This is a genomic window from Kitasatospora sp. NPDC001664, from assembly GCF_053596675.1.
The window spans coordinates 237,833-257,449 of record NZ_JBSFGS010000012.1; the positions used below are offsets into that span (position 1 = coordinate 237,833).

Below are 19,617 nucleotides of genomic sequence, written 5' to 3' on the forward strand. Positions count from 1 at the left end.
CGAGGTCGTCATGCGAGGTCGTCAGGCGGCGTCGCGGCCGGCCTCGCGGTCGGCGTCCGGCGGGGAGTGCGGGCCTGGGCGGAGTGCCGCCTGGTGGAGGGAGCGCAGGGCCAGCAGCAGGAGGCCGATGTCGTCGAGCAGGATCGGGTCGGGCAGCAGGTCCACGGGGCTGACGAGATAAGCGATCGACCCCCAGAACAGGACCTTGTTCGACATCGGGATCCCCGAGGCCGTCAGGACCTTGCGGGCCTGGACCAGTTTCACCAGCAGCACGGCCGCCACCACCATGCAGGCGACCACCAGCGCGCCGGCCAGCCACCAGAACACACCGCCGCCGTCCATCCGCGTCCCCGCCCTTCTCCCGTTCCGATCGGGTCCCGTCAGCCTGCCCTCTTCCCTGCGGACCATACACACCTGTCGGCGGCCCGTGGGGAGTGTGAGGTGCCGAGCCGCTGGTGGGGTGTGCGGCAACGGTGCTGTGGGGGCGGGTAGTTGGCTGGTTCGGTGATGTGTCGGGGCGGTGTGTCTCTGGGACAGTGGAAGAGCTGGTAGGCCGCGGCCGAGTGTTCCGGTGGGGGGACCCGGCGCGGCTCGTGATGGGGGTACCGTCATGGCCACTGCCGCGATCAACGGCAACGTCGTCACCGTCGACATCGACTCCACGCCGCCGCTGCGGCTCGACATGTCCCTGCAGCGCCACTCCTACCGCCACTGCGGCACGGCCGCCACCGCCGCAGGGGTCAACAGCCTGCTCCACGCGAGCGTCGACGACGCGACGATCGTGGCGGAGGCGCTGGAGGTCGGCGGCCTGCTGGAGACCCTGCTGGCGAGCTCCAAAGGGAAGTGGGGCCCGCTGTTCGGCCGGAGCCTGACGGTCACCTCGGGCCGCACCTACCTGGTCGACAACTCCGGGCTGGTGCCCGGCGCCGCCCCCAACCACTTCTTCGTCACCGGCGGCCGCGCGGTGTGGGCGGGCATGACCCAGGCCGAGTTCCTCGCGGCCCGGGACGTCCGGAGGGTCGAGGACGAGTTGCAGCAGCGCCGCACGGCGGGCGACACCTACCCGTACCTGGACGCCAAGCGCTTCGCCGCGAAGGAGGCGGAGCCGGGGCCGGGCGGTGCGGCGGGCGTGGCGGGGCGCGGTGGTGCGGTGAACCCGGTGGTGCGGGCGGTGGTCGCGGCCCGGGTCAGCATCGTCGGCGTGGACAGCACGCGGTTGGCGACGCTCTCCGGCCGGGGCGACATCGTGGCGCTGATCGTCAACCGGGGGTAGTGCCGGGGAGGCCGCGGCCGGGAGTCACGGGCGCGTCGCGTGGACGGTCCGCACCAGGGCGGTCATGACGTCGACCGCCTGCTCGTTGGTGAGCTGCTGGTCGCGGCACAGGGAGTGCCAGGTCGTGAAGGCGGCGGCGTGGCCGATGACGGCCGTGCGGACGGGGTCGTGCGGCCGGGGCCAGGCGTCCGCGAGGGTGTCGACGTAGCGGCGGAAGGCGCCGAGTCGCAGGTCGCGGACGGCCGGCGGCACGACGTGCTGGTCGCGGTGGACCAGGGCGAGCATCGCCTCGCCCTCGCGGTAGTGACGGTAGAGGTCGGCGAGTCCGACGGCCAGGCGCTCGACGGGGTCGGCGATCCGGGCCCAGCCGTCGAGGTCGGGCAGGGTCTGCCGGGCGAGCCAGTGCGCGGAGCAGGCCGTGAACAGGGCCGTGTCGTCGGGGAAGTGGCGGTAGACGGTCAGCCGGGTCACACCGGCGCGCTCGGCGATGGCCGCGATGCTGGTGGCGGCGGGGCCGGCGGTGCCGTGCAGGTGCACGGCGGCCTCCACGATCCGCTGCCGGGTGCGGTCCACGTCCTGGGCGCGTTTGCGCATCTCGTAGCCACGCGGTTTCGGTGAACGCTGCTGTTCGCTCAACTGTTGACGCCCCGGAGTCGGCGGAGGAGACTCGTTTTCAGAGAACACCAGTGTATCCCGAAATACTGCCGGGAAGTGATCGTCATGACCGGACCGCTCATCAGCCCGCCCGCCCCGTCCGCCGCGCGCGTGCCGCCGCCGCTGACCGTCGTCCGCCCGGGCGAGGGCACGGAGGCCTTCCTCGGCTCGATCGGGGTGGCCTTCAAGCTCTGGGGCGCCGACACCGGCGGAGCGGTCTCCGTCGTCGAACACCCCTTCCCTGTCGGGGCGTTGGTGCCGCCGCACCTGCACACCCGCGAGGACGAGTACTCCATCGTCACCGAGGGCGAGATCGGCTTCCGCTCCGGCGACCGCGAGGTGGTCCTGGGGGCCGGTGGCTACCTCACCAAACCCCGCGGCGAACTCCACACGATGTGGAACGCCGGCCCCGCCCCGGCCCGCATGATCGAGATCATCAGCCCGGCCGGCTTCGAGCACTTCTTCCGCGAACTGGCCGAGCTGCTCGCCGACGGCCAACCCCTCGCCGAGGACGCCCTGCCCCGCCTCGCCGCCGGCTACGGCCTGCGGTTCGGCCGCCCCGACTGGCTGCCGGACGTCATCTCCCGCTACGGCCTCACCCCGCCGCCCGGCTCCTGAGCGCGGCGCACGATGCCCGTTGGGAGGCCTTCAACTGACAGGCATGGTGCGGGCGGCGGCTGGGTAGCGGACGGACCATGGACGCCGCACTGTTGTGGACGGCCGGGGGAACGCTCGCCGGATGCGTCGCGTTGGGATTGGCGAGCTGGCAGATCCGTCTGCAACTGCGTCAGCATGCCCTGGGCGGTGGGCCGTTGGAGCCGGATCCGCAGGATCTTCCCGTGACGGTCCCGGTCTTGCCGCCCGTGCGCAGCCTGCCGGCCGAGTTCCGGGGCCGCCAGGACCAACTCGACGAACTCCTCACCATGGCGGGGCACTCCGAGGGGCGGGTCGTGGTGCTCACGGGGATGGGCGGCATCGGCAAGTCCACGGTGGCCGCCGCGGTGGCCGAGCAGGTGCGACGACGCGGAATCCGTCGGCACGTCTGGTGGGTCTCCGTCGCCGAGCCGGGCAGCCTGGTCGCGGGGATGCTGACCATCGCGCGGACCCTCGGGGCGTCGACCGCCGAGCTGAACGCCATCGCGTCCGGAGCGCCGCAGGCACCGGACGCCCTCTGGGCCGTACTGGAGAGGACCAGGCACCGCTGGCTCCTGGTCATCGACAATGCCGACACGCCGCAGGACCTCGCCCTCCCCGGTGCGCCCGCCGGTCCGCAGGGGGAGTCCACCCACGACACCGGCGCGGCGCGGGTGGCCGACGGCCGGGGCTGGCTCAGGAAGCCGCGCAGCGGGATGGTCGTCGTGACCACGCGCTACGCGGACGCGGCCACCTGGGGCCGGGACGCGACGATCCGCCGGATCGACCGGCTCGGCGCCGCCGACTCCGGGCGGATCCTGCGCGACCTCGCACCGGAGGGCGGAGACCAGCGGGAGGCGGAGAGCCTGGGGGAGCGGCTCGGTGGTCTGCCGCTCGCCCTGCACCTGGCAGGTCGTTACCTCGGTTCGGACTTCGCGCTGACGCGCGGGTTCGCTGAGTACCAGAGGTCGCTCGACACCTCCTCCCGGTCCGTGGACTTGCTGACCCCGGACCGGGACCTGAACCTCCCGGACCGGGCCACCGTCCTGCGGACCTGGGAGACCTCGCTGGACGCGCTCGACCTCGCGGGCGTGCCCCAGGCCCGTACCCTTCTGCGGCTGCTCGGCTGCCTCGGTTCCGCGACGGCGCTCCCCGACGACCTGCTGGATCCGGAGCTGCTCCGCACGCTCGCACCGCCGGACGCCGTCACCGCCACCGACCGGATCGGCTGGCTGGAACAGGGCATGCGGGCGCTGATCCGCCTCGGCCTGGTCGACCGGACGCCGGCAGCACCCGACGGCGAGCCGACCGGTCACCTGATGCTGCACCCGGTCGTGGCCGATGTCGCACGGGTGCACCTGGACACCGAACGACGGGCCGGGGAGGTCTCGGCGGTCGCCACGCCGTCCGTGGCCGTGGCGCTGATCGCCGGGGCGCTCGACCGGCTTGCCACTGACCGGCCCGCCGACTGGCCGCGGTTCCGCCTGCTCGCACCGCACTTCCGGGCCCTGCTCAACACCGTCGCACCGACTCTCGACGGCGAGGCGCTGGCGCTGCTCGCCCGCTGCGGGACGACCCTCACCGACTACTGCGAGTGGAGCGGGCCGGCCTCCTTGGGGGTCGAGGTCGCGACTGCGACGCTCGCCGCCGTCCGCTCGCTGCCGGAGGATCACCGCGACGTCCTCGAGGTCCGTTACTGGCTGGCCCGGTGCAGGGTGTTCCAGGACGACAGGGTCGCCGCGGAAAGGGAGTTGGGACAGCTCCACGCCGATCAGGTGGCCGCTCTCGGGGCTGCCGCACCGGAGGCCCTGCGGACCGAGTGTGTGCGTGCCGCCGTTCTGATCGGCCTCGGCCGCTACGAGGAGGCCGACGAGCTGCTCAGGGCGGTACTCGCGGCGCAGCGGGAGGTCCTGGGCGAGCGCCACCTCGACACCCTCGCGACCTACCACGAGCTGGGCCGGGTCGAGGGCTACCGCCGGCGCTGGCCCGAGGCCGAGGCGATGTTCCGCACGGCCGCAACCGGCCGGGCCGCGCTGTTCGGCACCGACCACCCGGCCGCCCTCGCCAGCCGCAACCGGGTCGGCTGGACGATCGGCGAGCAGGGGCGGACCGAGGAGGCCGAGGCCGAACTGAGCAGGGTGCTCGCGGTGCGCCGCAGCCTCTTCGGCGACGAGCACCACGACACCCTCGCCACCGTCGAACGGCTCGCCTGGGTCCGGGCGTTGAACGGACGGCTCGACGAGGCGGAGCGGGATCTCGCCTCCGTCGTCGAGATCAGGACCCGCCTGATGGGCCCGTCCTACCTCGGGACCCTGAACTCGACCGTCCTGCTCGCCCGGGTCATCGCCCGGCAGGGCCGACGGGACGAGGCGAGGAGCCTGCTGCTGGACGTGCACGAGCGGCAGCAGCGACTGCTGGGGAGCGGCCATCCCGAGACGGAACGGACCCGAGCGCTGATCGAGCAGCCCGGGCGGGCAGGGCCCGCCGGGTAGTGCTCGCCCCGTGCGCGTTCGCTGCACCCTGACGCCTGTGAGAATCGTGCGCATGAACGATGCTGACGGTTCGACAGGAGCCCGCCGAGCGCCGCGGATCACGCACCTGGAGTGGGGCCGGATGGAGGTCGAGGGCCTCGCCCCCGGGAAGGACTTCGTGCTGTACCCGGGTGGGGGGCATGCCTGGGACTGGAGCGTGCACGGCACCCGCCACGCAGCGGGTGTCCAGCCCGGCGACGCCCAGGAGCTCCTTGACCAGGGCGCCGAGGTGGTCGTCCTGACCCTCGGGATGGACCGGGTCCTGCGGATCGCCCCGGCCACCCTGGAGCTCCTCGCGGCCGCCGGCGCGGAGGTGCACGTCGCCGACACCCGTGCCGCCCTCGACCTCTACAACCGCCTCGCCGAGACCCGCCCGACCGGCGCGCTGTTCCACTCGACCTGCTGACCGACCGTCACGTGCCCGTGAGGGTGTCAGTCCGGTGCCGCGGCGCTCAGGAGCGCGTGGACGGTCGTGGCCATCGTGCGGGCGGCGGCTGCGGTGCCGAGGCCGGAGCTGCGCCAGTGGTGCCAGGTGGTCCAGGTGGTGGCGGCGTCCAGGGCGTGGAGCAGGTCGGTGCGACGGGCCCGGGTGAGGGGGTCGAGCTCGGTCGCGAAGACCTCGGACAGGCGTTGGCGGGCGAAGTCGAGCATCAGGCGGACGGCTTCGTCGATCTGCGGGGACGGGTTCTCCAGGCGCATGACGGCGAGCCGGGTGGGGGTGAGGCCCTCGAGGATGCGGGCGCGCTGGGCGACCAGTTCGGCGATGCGTACGTCCCGGGGGCCCGTGGTCGGCAGGGGGCCGACCTGTGCCATCAGCTGGTCCAGGCGGCGGGTGATGGCGACGCCGGTGAGGTGGGCGAGATCGGCGAAGTGGTGGAAGACCAGGCGGCGGGAGACGCCGGCGCGCGCGGCGACCTGGTCGGCGGGGAAGGTGGTGCGGCCTTCGTCGAGCAGGGACAGCACCGCGTCGGCGATCCTCTCGCGAGTCTGTTCGCCGCGCGCGGTCCGGCCGTTGACGGTGGGCTGGGTGGGCTTCGCGGGCTCGGTGCGTTCCACGGGGCTCCTCTCCTCGTCTCGCGTTGACATTATTGCACTCCGAGTGCAAGCCTCTCGATTGCACTCGGAGTGCAAGTGTCGTTTCCCGGGGACCCGCCGCCCCAGGCCATGCGAGAGGCGCCCGGCATGCTCACCCTCACCGGACGCTGGTGCGTCCGCAGACCCGGAACGGTCCTGGCCGGCTGGCTGCTCCTGATCACCGCCGCGCTCGCCGCCGTGACGCTCCTCGGCAGCGCCACCTCCGAGACCGTCACCATCCCGGGCAGCGACAGTCAGGCCGCCCACGACCTCGCCGCCCGTTCCTTCCCCGAGGCGCCCTCCGGCAGTCAGCCGGTGGTGCTGCACGTACCGCCGGACCGGCCGCCGCTCGGCTCGGGGCCGTCCGCCGAGGCGGTCCGGGCGGCGGCCCGCGCGATGGCCCTGGTCCCGCACGTGATCGACGTCGGCCTGCCCTACGGGGACGACGGCCGGGCGCGGATGAGCGCCGACGGACGCACCGCCTACCTGACGGTCGAACTCGACGTGAGCGCACGCGGGTTGACGCCCGAGCTGACCCGTTCGCTGCTCGCGGCCGCGGCCCCGGCCGAAGCCGCCGGCATCGAGGTCACCCCCGGCGGTGGCCTCGCGGCCGCGGCCGACAAGGGCTCGACCCACCGCAGCGAACTGGTGGGGATGGCCGCGGCCCTGGTCGTGCTGGCCCTTGCCTTCCGCCGCCCGGCCGCCGCCGTCCTGCCGCTGCTGACCGGTCTGGCCGGGCTCGCGGTGTCGCTCTCGCTGCTGGGGCTGGTCGGACACGTGGTGGACGTCCCCTCCGCCGGCACCACGATCGCCGCGATGATCGGCCTGGGGGTGGGCATCGACTACACCCTCTTCAGCCTCACCAGGTTCCGCGAACTGCGCGGCGCCGGCGTCGAGGTGGGCCCGGCGGCGTTGGCGACGACCACAGGTTCGGGGCGTGCCGTGGCCTTCGCCGGATGCGCGGTGGTGGCGGCGCTGGCGGGGCTGGCCCTCGGCGGCCTGCCGCTGCTGTACGCGCTCGCGCTGGCTCCCGCCCTCGCGGTCCTGACCGCCGTCGCCGTCAACCTCACCCTGCTGCCGGCCCTGCTGGTCCTGCTCGGACCCTGGCTGAGCGCCGAGCGCCCTCCCGTCGGGGCGGGTGACCGGCGCCGGACGAGGGGTTGGCGGCGGATCGCCGAGCTCGTCACCGCCCGGCCCTGGCGCCCGCTGGTGGCGGGCCTCGCCCTGATGGCCCTCCTCGCGGCTCCCGCACTGCAGTTGACGTTCGGTCAGCTGGACGGCTCCCACCACGCCCCCGGCACGATGAGCCGTACCGCCCACGACCGCCTGGCCGCCGCCTTCGGACCGGGAGCCGAGGCCGCCCTGCTGGTGACGGCCACCCTGCCCGCCCCTGCCTCCGCCTCTGCCTCCGTCTCCGCCATGGGACCGGCCGAGCCCGGGCTCGCCGCCGTCACCGAGGCGTTGCGGCGCACACCCGGGGTGGCGGCGGTCGCCGGGCCCGCCGTCGCGTCCGGCGGACCGGACGTCCGCTGGAAGCTCACCCCGACGAGTGCGGCCGCCGACCCCGCGACGGCCGGCCTCGTCCACCGCCTGCGGGCCGGGACGCTTCCGCCCGTGACCGCGGGCACCGGCTGGGTCACCCACGTCGGCGGCGTGCCCGCCGCGCAGGCCGACCTCAACCAGCGGATCGCCGACCGGCTACCCCGGGTGGCCGGGTTCGTCCTGGCCACCGCCGCTCTCCTGCTGCTGCTGGCGTTCCGCGCGCCGGTGGTGGCGGTGAAGGCCGTGCTGCTGAACCTGGTCTCGGTCGGCGCCGCGTACGGGGTGCTGACGGCGGTGTTCCCCTGGGGGTGGGGGCGGGCGCTGACGGGGCTGGACGCGGCGGTGCCGGTGCCCGGGTACGTACCGCTGCTGATGTTCGCCGTGCTGTTCGGCCTGTCGATGGACTACGAGGTCTTCCTGCTGACCGCCGTCCGCGAGGCCCACCTCCAAGGCCTGGACGACCGCGCGGCCGTCGTCCAAGGCCTGACCCGGACGGCCGGCGTCATCACCTCGGCCGCCCTGATCATGGTCAGCGTCTTCCTGGGCTACCTGCTCTCGGGCGATCCCGTGGTGAAGATGTTCGGCATCGGCCTGGCCACCGCGGTGGCCCTGGACGCCACCGTCGTCCGCGGCCTCCTGGTCCCCACCAGCATGGTCCTGCTGGGCCGCGCCAACTGGTGGCTCCCGGCGCGCCTCGGCCGCCTGCTGCCGCGCATCGCCGTCGAGGGCCGCCAACACGCCCAACCGGACGTCCACGGGACGTAATGTCGGCCGTACCGATGAGTCGTGCGCGGTTCCGCAGTCGACACTCCGGACCCATCGAGAGCGGTGGGCCCGTGCCGGGGGCGACCCGGCGCACGAGGAAGCACACGGAGGCAGTGAATGGGCGTCGACGACTTCGGGCCGCGGTCCACGGTCCGCACCGCAGGGCAGGGGGCGCGGGCGGGCGCGCCCAGGGTACTGGTGGCGGGGGCGAGCATCGCGGGGCCCGCACTGGCCCACTGGCTGCACCGGCGCGGGGCCGAGGTGACGGTGGTGGAACGGGCCCCGGGTCTGCGTCCCGGCGGTCAGGCGGTGGACGCGCGCGGGATCGCCAAGGAGGCCATCCGGCGGATGGGGTTGGACGCGGCGGTCCGTGCCGCGTGCACCGACACCGCCGGCGCGCACACCGTGGACGAGCACGGGCGGGTGCTGGAGACCGTCCGGGCGGACGACGACGGCGGTGACGGGTTCATCGCGGACATCGAGATCCTGCGCGGGGACCTGTCCCGGGTGCTCCACGAGGACACCCGCGACGGCGTCGAGTACGTCTTCGGCGACCGGATCGCCTCGCTCGCCCAGGACGCCGACGGAGTCGACGTGGTCTTCGCGGGCGGTGCCCGGCGGCGCTTCGAGCTGGTGATCGGGGCCGACGGGCCCTACTCGGAGCTGCGGGCGATGGCCTTCGGGCCGCACGAGCGCTTCCTGCGCCCCCTCGGGCACGTGCTGGCGTTCTACAGCGTGCCGAACGAATTCGGCCTGGACCGCTGGCTGCTGGAGTACCAGGACCAGGCGTCCGGACGCTCGGTCCTGCTGCGGCCGATCCAGGACGCGACCCGGGCGATGGCGATGTTCTACTCCGCCGCCGGTGACTTCGACGTCGACCACCGCGACGTGGCGGCGCAGAAGCGTCTGCTGCGCGAGCGGATGGCCGGCCTGGGCTGGCTGGCCCCGGAGATCCTCGCCCACGTGGACGACACCCCGGACTTCTACCTCGACCAGGTGGCCCAGGTGGTGATGGACCGTTGGTCGAACGGGCGGGTCGGGCTGCTGGGCGATGCGGCGTTCTGCTCCTCACCGATGTCCGGGCAGGGCACGGGGCTGGCACTGGTCGGTGCCTACGTGCTGGCCGGAGAGCTGGCCGCCGCCGGGTGGGACCCGGAGGCGGGGTTCGCCCGCTACGAGACGCTCATGCGTCCGTTCGTCGAGGCGAACCAGGAGATCGGCCGCCTGAACGCCCGCACCCGCGAGGTCCGCGGGCCGGATGCCGAGCCGCTCCCCGACTTCTCCGGCGCCTGGTTCGCCGACCTGCTCACCCGCGCGATCAACGGCGTCGACCTGCCCGACTACGCGGGGGTGCCGGACACCGCGCCACCGGCTCGGCGGTAGGGCGCCCCTCGTCACCGGCCGCGGGACGACATCGACGTGCGGTTCCCCGACCTCAGGCATGTGCAGGGCTCGGGGACCGACCGGGGCGAGCGTGCCCGGTGTTGTCCTCCGCCTCCGCGTTCGCAGCTGCTCTTGAGGACTCGGCAGGATCCGCGCCGACGCCGCCGCCGGCTGGAGCGGGCGGTCGCCGACGCGTGAACCCGGCAGGTGCCCGACCCCGACCGCGGGCCGGGCACCGCACCCGTCACCGCGGCTCGACCGGCGAGCACCCGCAGGGACGGCCTAGCGAGGTGCTGCTGCGCCACCGGTCAGGGCGCAGTCCGGTCGGGTGAGCTTCAACCGGGAGCCGGTGGTGAGGCAGGCGGCGATCTGATGGACCTGCTGGCCGTAGCTGCGGCCCTGCACCGAGGTCACCGATCCGTCCCGGCCGACCTCGCAGGGGTTGTTCTCGGTGCACTGCTCGCCGTCCTCGTTGTGGGTGTTGTTGATGCCCACGACGGTCTCGCCGTCGGACGCCAGCAGTGCGCTGCCGGAGTGGCCGGCCCTGCTGGCGCAGTTGCCGGTGGTGGCGTAGCGCACCGCGTTGTCCTGTTGGTAGCCGGCCTCCCGCAGGTGCGGCACCACGGCCTCCACCGTGCACGACGGACGGTTGAAGTTGTAGGCCATGGTCAACCGGTCGCCCTTGCGCATCGGGGTGGTGGACAGCCGGAAGACCTTCGCGCCCTCCGCGGCCAGCTGCGCGTAGGTCTTGTCCAGCCGGTACAGCGCGATGTCCGTGCCCGACATCGTCGCGTACACCAGTCGGGTCGCGCGGGCGCTTGCCCGGGGGTAGCCGGCGGAGTCGTTGATGGTGACCGGGTCCTTCAGGTCGGCCGGCCGGTCCACCAGCGCCGTTCCCGGCGCGGGCCGGCCGCTCGGCACGCAGTGGCCGTTGGTCAGCACCAGCGCCGGGTCCTTGGGGCGGGCGGTGGGCGGACGGACCACGGAGCCCAGGCAGGTGCCGACCTTGGCCGCGCCCTCCACGTTCGGGATCGGATCGAGCGGCGGCACGTCGGTCCCGGTCACGATGCCGTTGATCCAGGCGGAGTTGGGTGCGACGTCGGCGTAGAGGCCGGGGAAGTAGGAGTTCTTGTTGCCGGCGCCGACGACCGTTCCCGCCAGCACCCACTCGTCGCCCTCCCGGACCAGGGCAGGGCCTCCGGAGTCCGTCGTCCCGGGGCCGAGCGGGGGAGTGGTGCGGCCGATGCACAGCAGCGAAGCGGTATCGGTACCGTCCCAGCACTCCTCCATCGGCAGGACCTCGGTGTCGGCCTCGCGGAGCCTGCTGGGGAAGCACACGGGGTCGTTGAAATCGTCGCAGCTGTCCGAAGCCTGCCCCCAGCCGAGGATGCGGGCGGGCGTCCCGGCAACGGGCGTGGTCGCGGACAGCCGCACGGGCTTGGCCCGTACGGGGGTGCCCAGGTGCAGCAGTGCGACGTCCTCGCCCGGGGGATCGTACGCGGCCGTACGCCGGTAGAACCTGTCGACCTCGGTGACCTCGCCGCCGTTGGTGACGTCCAGCGAGCCGACGCGGACCTTCCAGCCGCGGGGCACGCCCGCCTTCGAGCCCGTCGGGGTGCTGGCGCAGTGCCCCGCCGTCACCGCCCACTGCGGAGCGATGAGCACGGCCCCGCAGCGGTGGCCGTCCGGGCGGGGGGCGTCGTACTGGAGCGAGACCATGAACGAGTACGGCTGGGTGGACTCGGTGCCCCCGATGACGGCCTGCGCCGGCAAGGCGGTGACCAGACTCGTGATCGCCGCCGCCCCCGTCGTCAGGACGGCGGCCGTCCTTCGGCTCATCCACGTGCGCATGTGTGACTCCCGTTCGTCCGCCGCCGGGCCCTCGGCCGGCGGCCATGTACGGAGGAACGGCACCGGGCCGTTCCGCATGGCCACGATCTTGAACGCAGGGGGTATCCGGTAGGCCTCACCCGCGCTTCAGGCACACTGCGGGAGCCACTCAAACGTGTTTCAGTGAGAGCCTCGGAGCCCGTAACACGGTTGCGAGCCATGGCTGCTGACCCTCCGTCAGTAGAGGGGAGTGCGGCGTGGAGGCCGAGCCGTCGTTCCCAGCCGGGCCACTGCGCGCTCGACGGGTTGGCGCCAGCGGCGGTAGGTGGCCTGCCACTCGGAGTCGCTGTCGCAGCCCGCGCTCCGGCGAGCGTCGGATCGCCGCGTCGTCCTCCACCACCAGGACCCGTCCGGCACCCATCGGCTTCCCCTTCGCTCCCGTGGTGTGTCACGTCGCGGTGTGCCGTCGAACCGACGCTGGTCGACGGACGGGAAGCGCCGGGCCACCTGCCAGTCCTGACCGGCTGGTCAAGGCCGAAACCGGGCGGTCTGCCGTTGGGCGATCCGTGTCGCGGCCGGTGACGGATCTGGTCCGCTGAGTGTGGGGTCGTCAGCTGGTCGCGGCGGGACAGGAGTTGCCGGTGGCCGGGCCTGGCGACTGCCCGGATGTGGGTGATGTGTCCTTGCACCCGGTACACCTCGGTTACACTCCGCACACCATTCAGCACCGGAACCGGCGCGGGCCGGGAGGCGGTTCGGCGAATCCGCCCATGCCCGTGCCAGTGCCTTCAGACGATGAGGACTCCTTTGTGGCAACCGACTACGACGCTCCGCGCAAGGGCGACGACGACAGCTCGACCGACAGCATCGAGGAGCTGAAGGCCCACCGGAGCGACAAGTCGGGCTCCAGCATCGACGCCCTCGACGTTCTCGAGTCCGCCGATGGTGTGGAACTCCCCGGAGCAGACCTCTCCGGTGAGGAGCTCACCGTCGCCGTTCAGCCGATGATGAGCGACGAGTTCACCTGCAGCAGCTGCTTCCTGGTGCACCACCGCAGCCGACTGGCGCGCTTCAAGAACGACCAGCCGATCTGCCGCGACTGCGACTGACCGGGCATCGAGCCACGCGCCCACGCGTCCCTCACGGGGGCAGCGGGCGCTGCAGGACATCCTCGACCGCGGCACCGGCTCCCGATCACTTCGGTCGGGAGCCGGTGCCGGGTGAACGCGTGAGGGCTTCGGCGACAGTGTCCCGGCGAGTGGCGGCCGGATTGCCGCGGGCCGCGGGTGGGTGCCTCCGGGCGGCTCCCAGGGCCGAGTTTTCGCGACCCACCGGCCGGGCATGACTGCGGCGGCAACCGCCGCGCCCCGTTCCGAGGACTGAGGCCAGGTCATGCAGTGGTGGAGCGTCAGTGCCTTCGTCGTCAGCACCGTCGTGGTCGCCGTCCTCGCGAACCTCTGGGCGTTCCTGGCCTGGCGGCGCGCCGACCAGGCGCTCGCCCGGGCACTGGCGGAACTGGACGAGCGTACGGGGGCGCTGTACCCGGCGACCCTGCTCGCCCACGGCCGGAGCCGCTACGACACCGTGGCCACCGGATGGGCGGCGATCCACCGCGCCAGGAGGCCGCTGCGGGACGGCGAGCTCGACCACCCGCTCACCGCCCTGGCCCGCGAGGTCGTCGACCGCGGACTCCCGCAGGACCTCACCGAGCTCACGGAGGGACCGGACTTCCGTACCGCACACGGCAAGGAGGCCCGGTGGGTGGCCGACCGGATACCCGGGCCCGAGCAGGAGGGCAACCTTGTCCCGGCGCTGATGGGCTTCCCGGCGGTCGTGATCTCCGGCTGGATGGCGCTCTGCACGGTCGTGGGCCTGGCAGCCTGGCTGTCGCGGACGGGGGCGGCGGCAGACGACACGAGCCCGCCGGACGACGGCTCAGGTGCTTACGGCGGTGCGGTGCTGGCCGGCCTGCTCGTCTGGCTGGTGGGGTTCGTGGTCGTGCTCGCCGTGCAGGCGCTGTTCTGGTACCCGGTGCGGGAGCGCTGGCTGCGCAGGTTGCGGGACCACAGCGCGCAGCTGGTCCAGCGCGAACTGGGTGATGCCCACGACGCGTTCCTCGCCGACCTGGGCAAGGGGGTCGCTGACACGCTCCACGCTCGGGAGGAGAGGTGACGGTCACCAGTGCGCTCCGGTCGGCACGGTGACGGTCCGTCACTCCTGGGCCGCAGGTCACGTCCGCCGTCGACGGGGTGCCGAGGTGCTGTAGGGGGCGCCCGATGTCCGGGGAGCGGAGGGTGGTGTGAGACGCTTCGGCGCTCCTCGCACCACGTCTCACCTGGGGGAATCCCGTGCGGGTCCTGCACCGCCGCCACCTGTTCACCGCTTCGGCGCTCGCGCTGGCCGCCCTGCTGACCGCGTGCGGCGGGCCGGCCGACTCCGGACCCGCCGCTCCCCGCGCGTCGGTGTCACCCTCGGTGGGCAGGTCCGCCGCCGTGGCCTTCGATCCGGAGGTGGCGCTCGCGAAGTCGGCGGATGGCCGCTACTCGGCCGAGGCCGCCATCACCTCCGCGACGGACGGCGAGACCCTTCACAGCACCCGAACTGAACTGACCACCGGCGGCCGGCGGCCGACGCGGTGGGCGTGCACCTGATGCCGGAGCAGCGGCCGCTCGTGGGGCCGGTCAGCGGTGGCGTCCTCCGGTGCGCCGGGGACGGGCCGTCGGCTCGTTCTGCGGGGCGGCCGGGCGGGGCAGGGGGGCGGCCTCGGGCGGGGCGGTGGTCGGTGCCGGTCGGTGGTGGTGGCGGAAGGCGTAGACGGTCGACGCCGTGAGGCGGCCGGTCACCGCGAGGCCGGTTGCGGCCGCGCCGAGCAGGAGGGCGAGCCCGGCGTTCCCCGGAGCGCTCAGCAGGGCGGCGACCGTGCCGACACCGAGGCAGACCGTGGCGTACCGGACGCGGCGCCGGAACTCGGCGTCGTGCGGGGCGGCTGCCGCTCCCGCCAAGGCGCCTGCGGAGCAGATCAGCCCGGAACCGGCGACCAAGGCGAGCGGCGAGTCGGGGGGTTGCTCCAGGAGGTGGGACGCCGCGGCGACGGTGCCCGCTGCGGTGGCGGCCGTCACGGCGTGGGCGAGCAGGAGTCGAGGGCCCGTCACGGACGGCGCCTCGGTCCGGTTCGTGCCGTCCGGCGGGAGCAACGGCGTTGGCGCGGAGGCCCGTTCGGGTTGGCGGCGTCGGAACACCAGGAGCACGCCGGCGAGCACGGCGCCCGCGATCACCGCGCCTCGGAGGTACGGCGTGCTTCCGCCCGGAAGGGCCGTCGGGAACCAGGTGGCCGTGACGAGCACGCCGTACGCACCCACCGGCCAGGACGCGGCTCGTGGCCCGCGCAGCGTGTCGTGGGCGTGGGCGAACAGGGCGAGCGCCAGGACCGAGAGGACCGCTGTCAGCGCGAGGCCGAGCAAGGCGGTGTCGGTGAGCGGACGCCACCACATGCTGTGCAACTGGGCGGAGCGGCTCCCGTACGGCTGGCTCGGGTGGAGTGCGCACCCGGCGTAGAGCCCCGCGAACAGGCCCAGGGCGATCAGTGCCAGCCGCCCCGTCCCGGCGCGGCCGCCGCCCCAGGCGCCGACCGTGCGGCGGATGCCGGTCCCGAGGACGGCCCCGGCGGGCAGGAGGAGGGGGAGAGCCAGCCAGGTGTAGACCGGGCGCAGCGTGTCGATCTCCAGGAAGCCCAGGCGCCCCCCGGTCAGCATCAGCTCGAAGCTGTCGCCCAGCAGCAGGTTGACGGCCAGCAGGGCGACGCAGCCGGTCAACGCGGCGTCCCAGAAGCTGAGTTCGCCGGCGAGGGCGGGGTGGCGCAGGGCGGCCCGGCGGCGGGGGAGGGCGGGGTGGGTGCCGAACGGCAGCCCGCCGCCGTCGCGTCCGGCGGCCAGGTCGACGAAGAAGGCGTCGAGGCTGCGCTGCAATCCCGCCCTCCGCCCTGAACGGGTGTCGAGGCCGTGGACGGCGAACGCGTCGGCGTGCAGTTCCCTGGACTGGAGGAAGGCGTTGCGGGCGGCGTACACCAGACCGGCCAGCACGGCCAGGTGGAACGAGAGTTGCCCGAGGTACCCGCCGTCCCCGGCGTCACCCGACACGGCGAAGCCGAGGGCGGCGACGAGCAGGACGAGGAAGGCCCCCCACAGCGCGCCGATGCCCTGGGTGACGTCGAGGTCGCGGTGGCGGACGTGGCCGAGTTCGTGACGGACGATCACCTCGAAGGTGTCCGGGTCCTCGTCGAACCGGCTCTCCATGCCGCTGCCGAGCTCGATGTGCCGACGCCCGAAGTGTCCGAAGGCCACGGCGTTGGAGGTGTAGTCGCCCGGGTTCAGCCAGACCCCGTGGACGGTGACGCCGGCTTCGTCCGCCAGCCGGAACACCGCCGCCGCGAGGTCCGGCCGGTAGCCGGTCCCCGGGCGCAGCCTCAGCAGGCGGTGGCGGAGGATCTGCCAGTACGGGCCGAGCCAGTACAGGACGAAGCCGCCCACCCCCAGGATCCCCAGGGCCAGCCCGACTCGGAACTCGCCCCGGGGGACCGGGGGTTGGGGGCAGTGCTGCGCCAAGTACCGCTGCAGAGCCGGTCCGTCCTCGCCCGCCACCTGTTGCGGTGGCCAGACCGGTGCCAGGCGGAGGATCTCGCGCTCGACGGGGGAGAGCGGCAGTTGCAGCTGGTACTGCCTGACCGCACCCGGCCAGCACATGGCGTACGCCATGCCGGCGTCGTCCTCCCGGCTGGTGGTGGCGGGGAAGGCGATCGTGACCGCCGCGCTCATCAGGGCGACGCAGAAGAGGAGGGCCCGGGCGAACACGTCAACTCCCGCTCGCCGCTGGGCCGTTCCCGCCCCCGTTCCCGGTGGTGTCCCCGTCCGGATCCCGGTTCCCGGTGGTGTCCCCGTCCGGATTCCCGTCCGGGTTCCGGCGGTCGGCGGGGCCGGGCGCACCCGGGCCGATCGCCGGGGTGTCGGCGGATCCTGCGGCCAACGCGGCGACGAGCTCTGCCAGGACGGAGTCGGCGATCTGCTCCGCCCGTTGCCGGTCGGACGTGTGGCGCAGGGCGCCCGACAGCGCAGCCTGCCGCCAGCGGACCAGCTCCGCCGCGGTGGGTGCGGGCGGCTCGGCCTCCGGCGGCAGGTCCGGTTCGGCGGGCTCGGGCGGCTCCTGGTCGGCCCCGCGTCGACGGCGCCTCACCCGGTCCGAGAGGCGCGAGGCCAGCCGGCCCACCCACTGGGCGGACATCGTCCCGAGCACTCCGGCGGCCGCCGACAGCGCCGCAGGCGTGACCACGTCGGTCGCCAGCCCCACGATGTCGATGGACAGAGGCCTACGGCGCCGCAGGCGGGGGCGGAAGTGGCTCCGGGCGCGGCGCTCGAAGAGCGGGAGTTCCTTCGGGGCGACCTCGGCCACCACCGGCCGGGCGAGGGCGCGGATGATCCGACGGCGTTCCGCCCGGACCCGCCACGGGCTCACGGGCCAGGCGGCGTCGGATGATTTCGAAGTCGTCATGAGTGTGTGTCAGCCCCCCGTTGCGGTCCCGGACTCAGCTGCGACCGCGGTGATGTCGGACATCGGCCCGCGTGCCGCGACGTGTCGTCAGTATGGCCCCGTGATCTCACGCTGTCCGGCCATCGGCGCGATCGGGCTCCGGGACCGTTCTCGGGCCGTCCCCGGCTGGTCAGGCCGCACGGGCGCAGATGGGCCCCTCCGTCGAACGCGGCGGCAGAGCTCACTCGGGTGGCCGCCGATCGCCGCCGGTAAGTCCCGAACCGCTGTCCTCACCACAGGGTCACCGTCGTGGGTGAGCCGGGCCGCTGTCGGACGGCGGATCAGTACGGCCTGGTCGTTCCAGCAGCCAGCTCGGGAAGTAGGTGCCGGAGCCGACGTGCGGAACTGCCAGGTCGATCGTGCCGGCCCTCGTGTCCCAGTCCCGATTCCAGTATCCGTTCCGGGAGTTGACCCGGTCCTCGCCGGGGCGGCCGTACTCGCCGCCGCAGGCCCGGTCCATGTCGGCGGACATCATCGCCTCGGCGAAGGTCTTCACCATCGCCCGCAACAAGTCGGGAGTCGCCGAGGCGAGGTTCTCCCACTACCGGGATGAAACCCCCGGAACGGGTGGAACCCGTACACCACTCCCCTGGACGCAACCGGCCGCCGGCGAGGACGACGCCAAGGCCGCTGCTGCGGCGCAGGAGGCCTGGGATTTCGTCGACCAGAAACTTGAGCAGGAACGTCAGGCCGCCCTAAAGGCGCAGGAGGCGGCCCAGCAGGCCGAGATCGACAGGCAGATGGCTGACGCCGAAGCCGAGATGATCGCGGCGATCAAGGCCTACGAGAAAGAAAATCCCGGCGGAAGGCCCAAGGCCCACAGCGCCTGCCCTTACACCGAACCCACTTGGCTGGTCAACATGTGCCTCGTGATCAGGGGCGACCGGGACGACTCTCGGCGCACTCCCCTGATCAAAGCACTGCTCGGTATCGACACATTCAACGAGTGCCGACTCCAGCACACCCTGTCCGCCTGTTCGGAACTTGCGGTAGGCATGATCCCCGCAGGCCGAGGTGTGCAGGTCGTACGGGCGGCAGAGAAGATAAAGACCGTCGAAAAGCTCGCTGCGGCTACCACCGTCATGACCAAGGCCGCAGTCGCGGCGAAGGTTTCAAAGGTGAAAAGCGTAGCGCTCAAGGCTGATGGAAAGCCATACGGGAGGCCGGGAAGCGCTGGTGTGTGGGAGGTCACCGAAGAGGAGCTGGAGATGATTATCGGAAATATCAGGAGGGAAATCGGAGCGGCTGACAAGAGCGTCCCGGTGGCGGGAAAGGGTGATGTGGAGTACTGGGCGGTCGGCGACAGTAAGATTAACTATAGAAATTTCAGTGGTGCAGCTGGGTCTGGCGACTGGACAATCGACTTTGCCTACGACCTTCAGCGCGAACTGGGTCTGAAGCGTTACCATGTTCCGCGACGGTGAGGGCTGCGCTGTTGAGATGTAATGCGTTCCGTCTGTAAAGGATAGGTATCAATGACAGGCTCCAGGCTCTACAAGGAAGAGCTGGACTACCTGGTCGCATATGCGCATGATGCGCTCGTGTACTTCTTTGTCGTCAGGGATGCGGCCGAAAAGCTCGCTGGCTCCGGGGCAACGGAAGATGCCATCCGTGACATGACTGTCCAGCTGGTCGGAGATATGGTAGACGCCGGAATCTCCGTTGGCGATATCAGCGAGAAGCCCGATGTGGACTTTGAGCCATGGGGCCTCCCCAAGGGGGAGGTCTTGGAGAGAATCAGAAGGGAGATGGATGAATTGGATGATTCCGATTCATTTCTGCAGATCTGCTGGTTCGGTTCCGTCTGAGCTGGCGCGATCGCTGGCTGACTTTTGGATCTGGCCAACTCCGACCGCTTTTCAGGGTGATCGTCAGTTGATTGGTGGTACGTATCTCAACGGCCGTGTACGGCAGTAAAGATCGGCGCGACGACCTGCCCGGGCCCGGCTCCCTTCCGGAAGGGAGCCGGGCACCAGGTCGCAGCCCCGGGGCTTGAGGTCGGGGTCGGAGGCCGTTTGGCGGCGGGCTACCACGGCTCGCCGTTGGCCTCCAGCCACCACAACTTGGCAGCGGTGTAGGCGCGTTGCCAAGCGATGGGCCAGATGGGGCACAACCACGAGTCGATCTCCTCCAATGCGGCCCGCCGGTCCGGCGCCAGCGCTCGGGAATGGCCGTCCGGGACCTGCGTCGCCGACCGCAGATCCGCCAGCCACGCCCCGATCGCGTACCCGCCCACCGACGCCCGGGTCGAAGTCCGGCCCGGGGTGGGTGATGGCGACGTAGCTGCCGGGGGCCAGGGCGTCCATCAGCACGCGGGCCTTGGCCCAGGGGTCGTCCGCGTCGGCGACCAGC

At 72.6% G+C, this 19,617-nt stretch carries 17 protein-coding genes and 1 pseudogene; 11 read left to right on the forward strand and 7 right to left on the reverse strand.

Annotation, left to right across the window (positions count from 1 at the left end; genetic code table 11):
- Positions 1-21 precede the first annotated feature (21 nt).
- Positions 22-342, reverse strand: coding sequence for a YkvA family protein (locus ACWCYY_RS19370; protein ID WP_345284633.1), 321 nt, complete (start codon positions 340-342; stop codon positions 22-24).
- A gap of 268 nt (positions 343-610) precedes the next feature.
- Between ACWCYY_RS19370 and ACWCYY_RS19375 the strand changes: the two genes are divergently transcribed.
- Entirely contained in the window at positions 611-1,273 is a 663-nt protein-coding gene (locus ACWCYY_RS19375) for a hypothetical protein (protein WP_345284631.1), read from the forward strand.
- A 24-nt stretch (positions 1,274-1,297) separates the two neighbouring features.
- On the opposite strand, the gene ACWCYY_RS19380 is transcribed toward ACWCYY_RS19375, so the two are convergent.
- On the reverse strand, positions 1,298-1,867 hold the full coding sequence (locus ACWCYY_RS19380; protein WP_449796756.1) for a TetR/AcrR family transcriptional regulator: 570 nt from the start codon (positions 1,865-1,867) through the stop codon (positions 1,298-1,300).
- A 126-nt stretch (positions 1,868-1,993) separates the two neighbouring features.
- Between ACWCYY_RS19380 and ACWCYY_RS19385 the strand changes: the two genes are divergently transcribed.
- The 3 genes from ACWCYY_RS19385 (at position 1,994) to ACWCYY_RS19395 (ending at position 5,497) form a co-directional block, all read left to right on the forward strand.
- Positions 1,994-2,545, forward strand: coding sequence for a cupin domain-containing protein (locus tag ACWCYY_RS19385; RefSeq protein ID WP_345284627.1), 552 nt, complete (start codon positions 1,994-1,996; stop codon positions 2,543-2,545).
- A 221-nt stretch (positions 2,546-2,766) separates the two neighbouring features.
- Complete coding sequence (locus tag ACWCYY_RS19390; protein ID WP_449796757.1) at positions 2,767-5,052, forward strand: tetratricopeptide repeat protein; 2,286 nt, start codon at positions 2,767-2,769, stop codon at positions 5,050-5,052.
- 52 nt (positions 5,053-5,104) lie between these two features.
- The gene (locus tag ACWCYY_RS19395) at positions 5,105-5,497 is read left to right on the forward strand and encodes an Mth938-like domain-containing protein (RefSeq protein ID WP_345284623.1); all 393 of its coding nucleotides are present in this window, start codon (positions 5,105-5,107) and stop codon (positions 5,495-5,497) included.
- A gap of 26 nt (positions 5,498-5,523) precedes the next feature.
- Here ACWCYY_RS19395 and ACWCYY_RS19400 read toward each other — a convergent pair whose 3' ends face one another.
- Positions 5,524-6,147 (reverse strand): TetR/AcrR family transcriptional regulator, encoded by a 624-nt coding sequence (locus ACWCYY_RS19400; protein ID WP_345284621.1) that lies wholly within the window; start codon positions 6,145-6,147, stop codon positions 5,524-5,526.
- Between the two features lie 126 nt (positions 6,148-6,273).
- Between ACWCYY_RS19400 and ACWCYY_RS19405 the strand changes: the two genes are divergently transcribed.
- Positions 6,274-8,472: an MMPL family transporter gene (locus ACWCYY_RS19405; RefSeq protein WP_449796758.1), complete on the forward strand. Its 2,199-nt coding sequence runs from the start codon at positions 6,274-6,276 to the stop codon at positions 8,470-8,472.
- Between the two features lie 117 nt (positions 8,473-8,589).
- A complete protein-coding gene (locus ACWCYY_RS19410; RefSeq protein WP_449796759.1) occupies positions 8,590-9,855 on the forward strand; it encodes an FAD-dependent monooxygenase in 1,266 nt (421 codons plus the stop codon).
- 282 nt (positions 9,856-10,137) lie between these two features.
- Here ACWCYY_RS19410 and ACWCYY_RS19415 read toward each other — a convergent pair whose 3' ends face one another.
- A complete protein-coding gene (locus ACWCYY_RS19415) occupies positions 10,138-11,694 on the reverse strand; it encodes a trypsin-like serine protease (protein ID WP_449796760.1) in 1,557 nt (518 codons plus the stop codon).
- An 800-nt stretch (positions 11,695-12,494) separates the two neighbouring features.
- On the opposite strand from ACWCYY_RS19415, the gene ACWCYY_RS19420 reads away from it, so the two are divergent.
- The 3 genes from ACWCYY_RS19420 to ACWCYY_RS19430 all read left to right on the forward strand — a co-directional run bounded on the left by ACWCYY_RS19420 (position 12,495) and on the right by ACWCYY_RS19430 (position 14,336).
- Complete coding sequence (locus tag ACWCYY_RS19420) at positions 12,495-12,794, forward strand: DUF4193 domain-containing protein (protein WP_345284610.1); 300 nt, start codon at positions 12,495-12,497, stop codon at positions 12,792-12,794.
- A gap of 283 nt (positions 12,795-13,077) precedes the next feature.
- Positions 13,078-13,857 carry a hypothetical protein gene (locus ACWCYY_RS19425; protein WP_449796761.1) on the forward strand — a complete coding sequence of 260 codons (780 nt, stop codon included), beginning with the start codon at positions 13,078-13,080 and terminating at the stop codon, positions 13,855-13,857.
- A 176-nt stretch (positions 13,858-14,033) separates the two neighbouring features.
- Complete coding sequence (locus ACWCYY_RS19430) at positions 14,034-14,336, forward strand: hypothetical protein (RefSeq protein WP_449796762.1); 303 nt, start codon at positions 14,034-14,036, stop codon at positions 14,334-14,336.
- A 30-nt stretch (positions 14,337-14,366) separates the two neighbouring features.
- Here the strand turns inward: ACWCYY_RS19430 and ACWCYY_RS19435 are convergent, their stop codons facing one another.
- From ACWCYY_RS19435 to ACWCYY_RS19445, 3 genes and pseudogenes are all read right to left on the reverse strand, one after another.
- Positions 14,367-16,532, reverse strand: coding sequence for a M48 family metalloprotease (locus ACWCYY_RS19435; protein ID WP_449796763.1), 2,166 nt, complete (start codon positions 16,530-16,532; stop codon positions 14,367-14,369).
- A gap of 1 nt (position 16,533) precedes the next feature.
- Positions 16,534-17,226, reverse strand: a complete 693-nt coding sequence (locus ACWCYY_RS19440; protein WP_449796764.1) for a hypothetical protein — start codon at positions 17,224-17,226, stop codon at positions 16,534-16,536.
- Between the two features lie 319 nt (positions 17,227-17,545).
- Positions 17,546-17,803, reverse strand: a pseudogene (locus tag ACWCYY_RS19445) (transposase); the annotation flags it as partial.
- Between ACWCYY_RS19445 and ACWCYY_RS19450 the strand changes: the two are divergent.
- Together ACWCYY_RS19450 and ACWCYY_RS19455 are read left to right on the forward strand one after the other, a co-directional pair.
- A complete protein-coding gene (locus ACWCYY_RS19450) occupies positions 17,724-18,689 on the forward strand; it encodes a hypothetical protein (RefSeq protein ID WP_449796765.1) in 966 nt (321 codons plus the stop codon). The pseudogene ACWCYY_RS19445 and the gene ACWCYY_RS19450 overlap by 80 nt on opposite strands.
- A gap of 51 nt (positions 18,690-18,740) precedes the next feature.
- Positions 18,741-19,073: a hypothetical protein gene (locus ACWCYY_RS19455; RefSeq protein WP_449796766.1), complete on the forward strand. Its 333-nt coding sequence runs from the start codon at positions 18,741-18,743 to the stop codon at positions 19,071-19,073.
- The last annotated feature ends 544 nt before the right edge of the window (positions 19,074-19,617 follow it).

Coding starts and splice junctions, on each gene's coding strand:
- ACWCYY_RS19405 (WP_449796758.1), top strand. CDS start 6,274: ATGCTCACCCTCACCGGACGCTGGTGCGTCCGCAGACCCGGAACGGTC.
- ACWCYY_RS19450 (WP_449796765.1), top strand. CDS start 17,724: ATGTCGGCGGACATCATCGCCTCGGCGAAGGTCTTCACCATCGCCCGC.
- ACWCYY_RS19380 (WP_449796756.1), bottom strand. CDS start 1,867: ATGCGCAAACGCGCCCAGGACGTGGACCGCACCCGGCAGCGGATCGTG.
- ACWCYY_RS19415 (WP_449796760.1), bottom strand. CDS start 11,694: ATGAGCCGAAGGACGGCCGCCGTCCTGACGACGGGGGCGGCGGCGATC.
- ACWCYY_RS19370 (WP_345284633.1), bottom strand. CDS start 342: ATGGACGGCGGCGGTGTGTTCTGGTGGCTGGCCGGCGCGCTGGTGGTC.
- ACWCYY_RS19410 (WP_449796759.1), top strand. CDS start 8,590: ATGGGCGTCGACGACTTCGGGCCGCGGTCCACGGTCCGCACCGCAGGG.
- ACWCYY_RS19455 (WP_449796766.1), top strand. CDS start 18,741: ATGACAGGCTCCAGGCTCTACAAGGAAGAGCTGGACTACCTGGTCGCA.
- ACWCYY_RS19395 (WP_345284623.1), top strand. CDS start 5,105: ATGAACGATGCTGACGGTTCGACAGGAGCCCGCCGAGCGCCGCGGATC.
- ACWCYY_RS19385 (WP_345284627.1), top strand. CDS start 1,994: ATGACCGGACCGCTCATCAGCCCGCCCGCCCCGTCCGCCGCGCGCGTG.
- ACWCYY_RS19425 (WP_449796761.1), top strand. CDS start 13,078: ATGCAGTGGTGGAGCGTCAGTGCCTTCGTCGTCAGCACCGTCGTGGTC.
- ACWCYY_RS19375 (WP_345284631.1), top strand. CDS start 611: ATGGCCACTGCCGCGATCAACGGCAACGTCGTCACCGTCGACATCGAC.
- ACWCYY_RS19440 (WP_449796764.1), bottom strand. CDS start 17,226: ATGACGACTTCGAAATCATCCGACGCCGCCTGGCCCGTGAGCCCGTGG.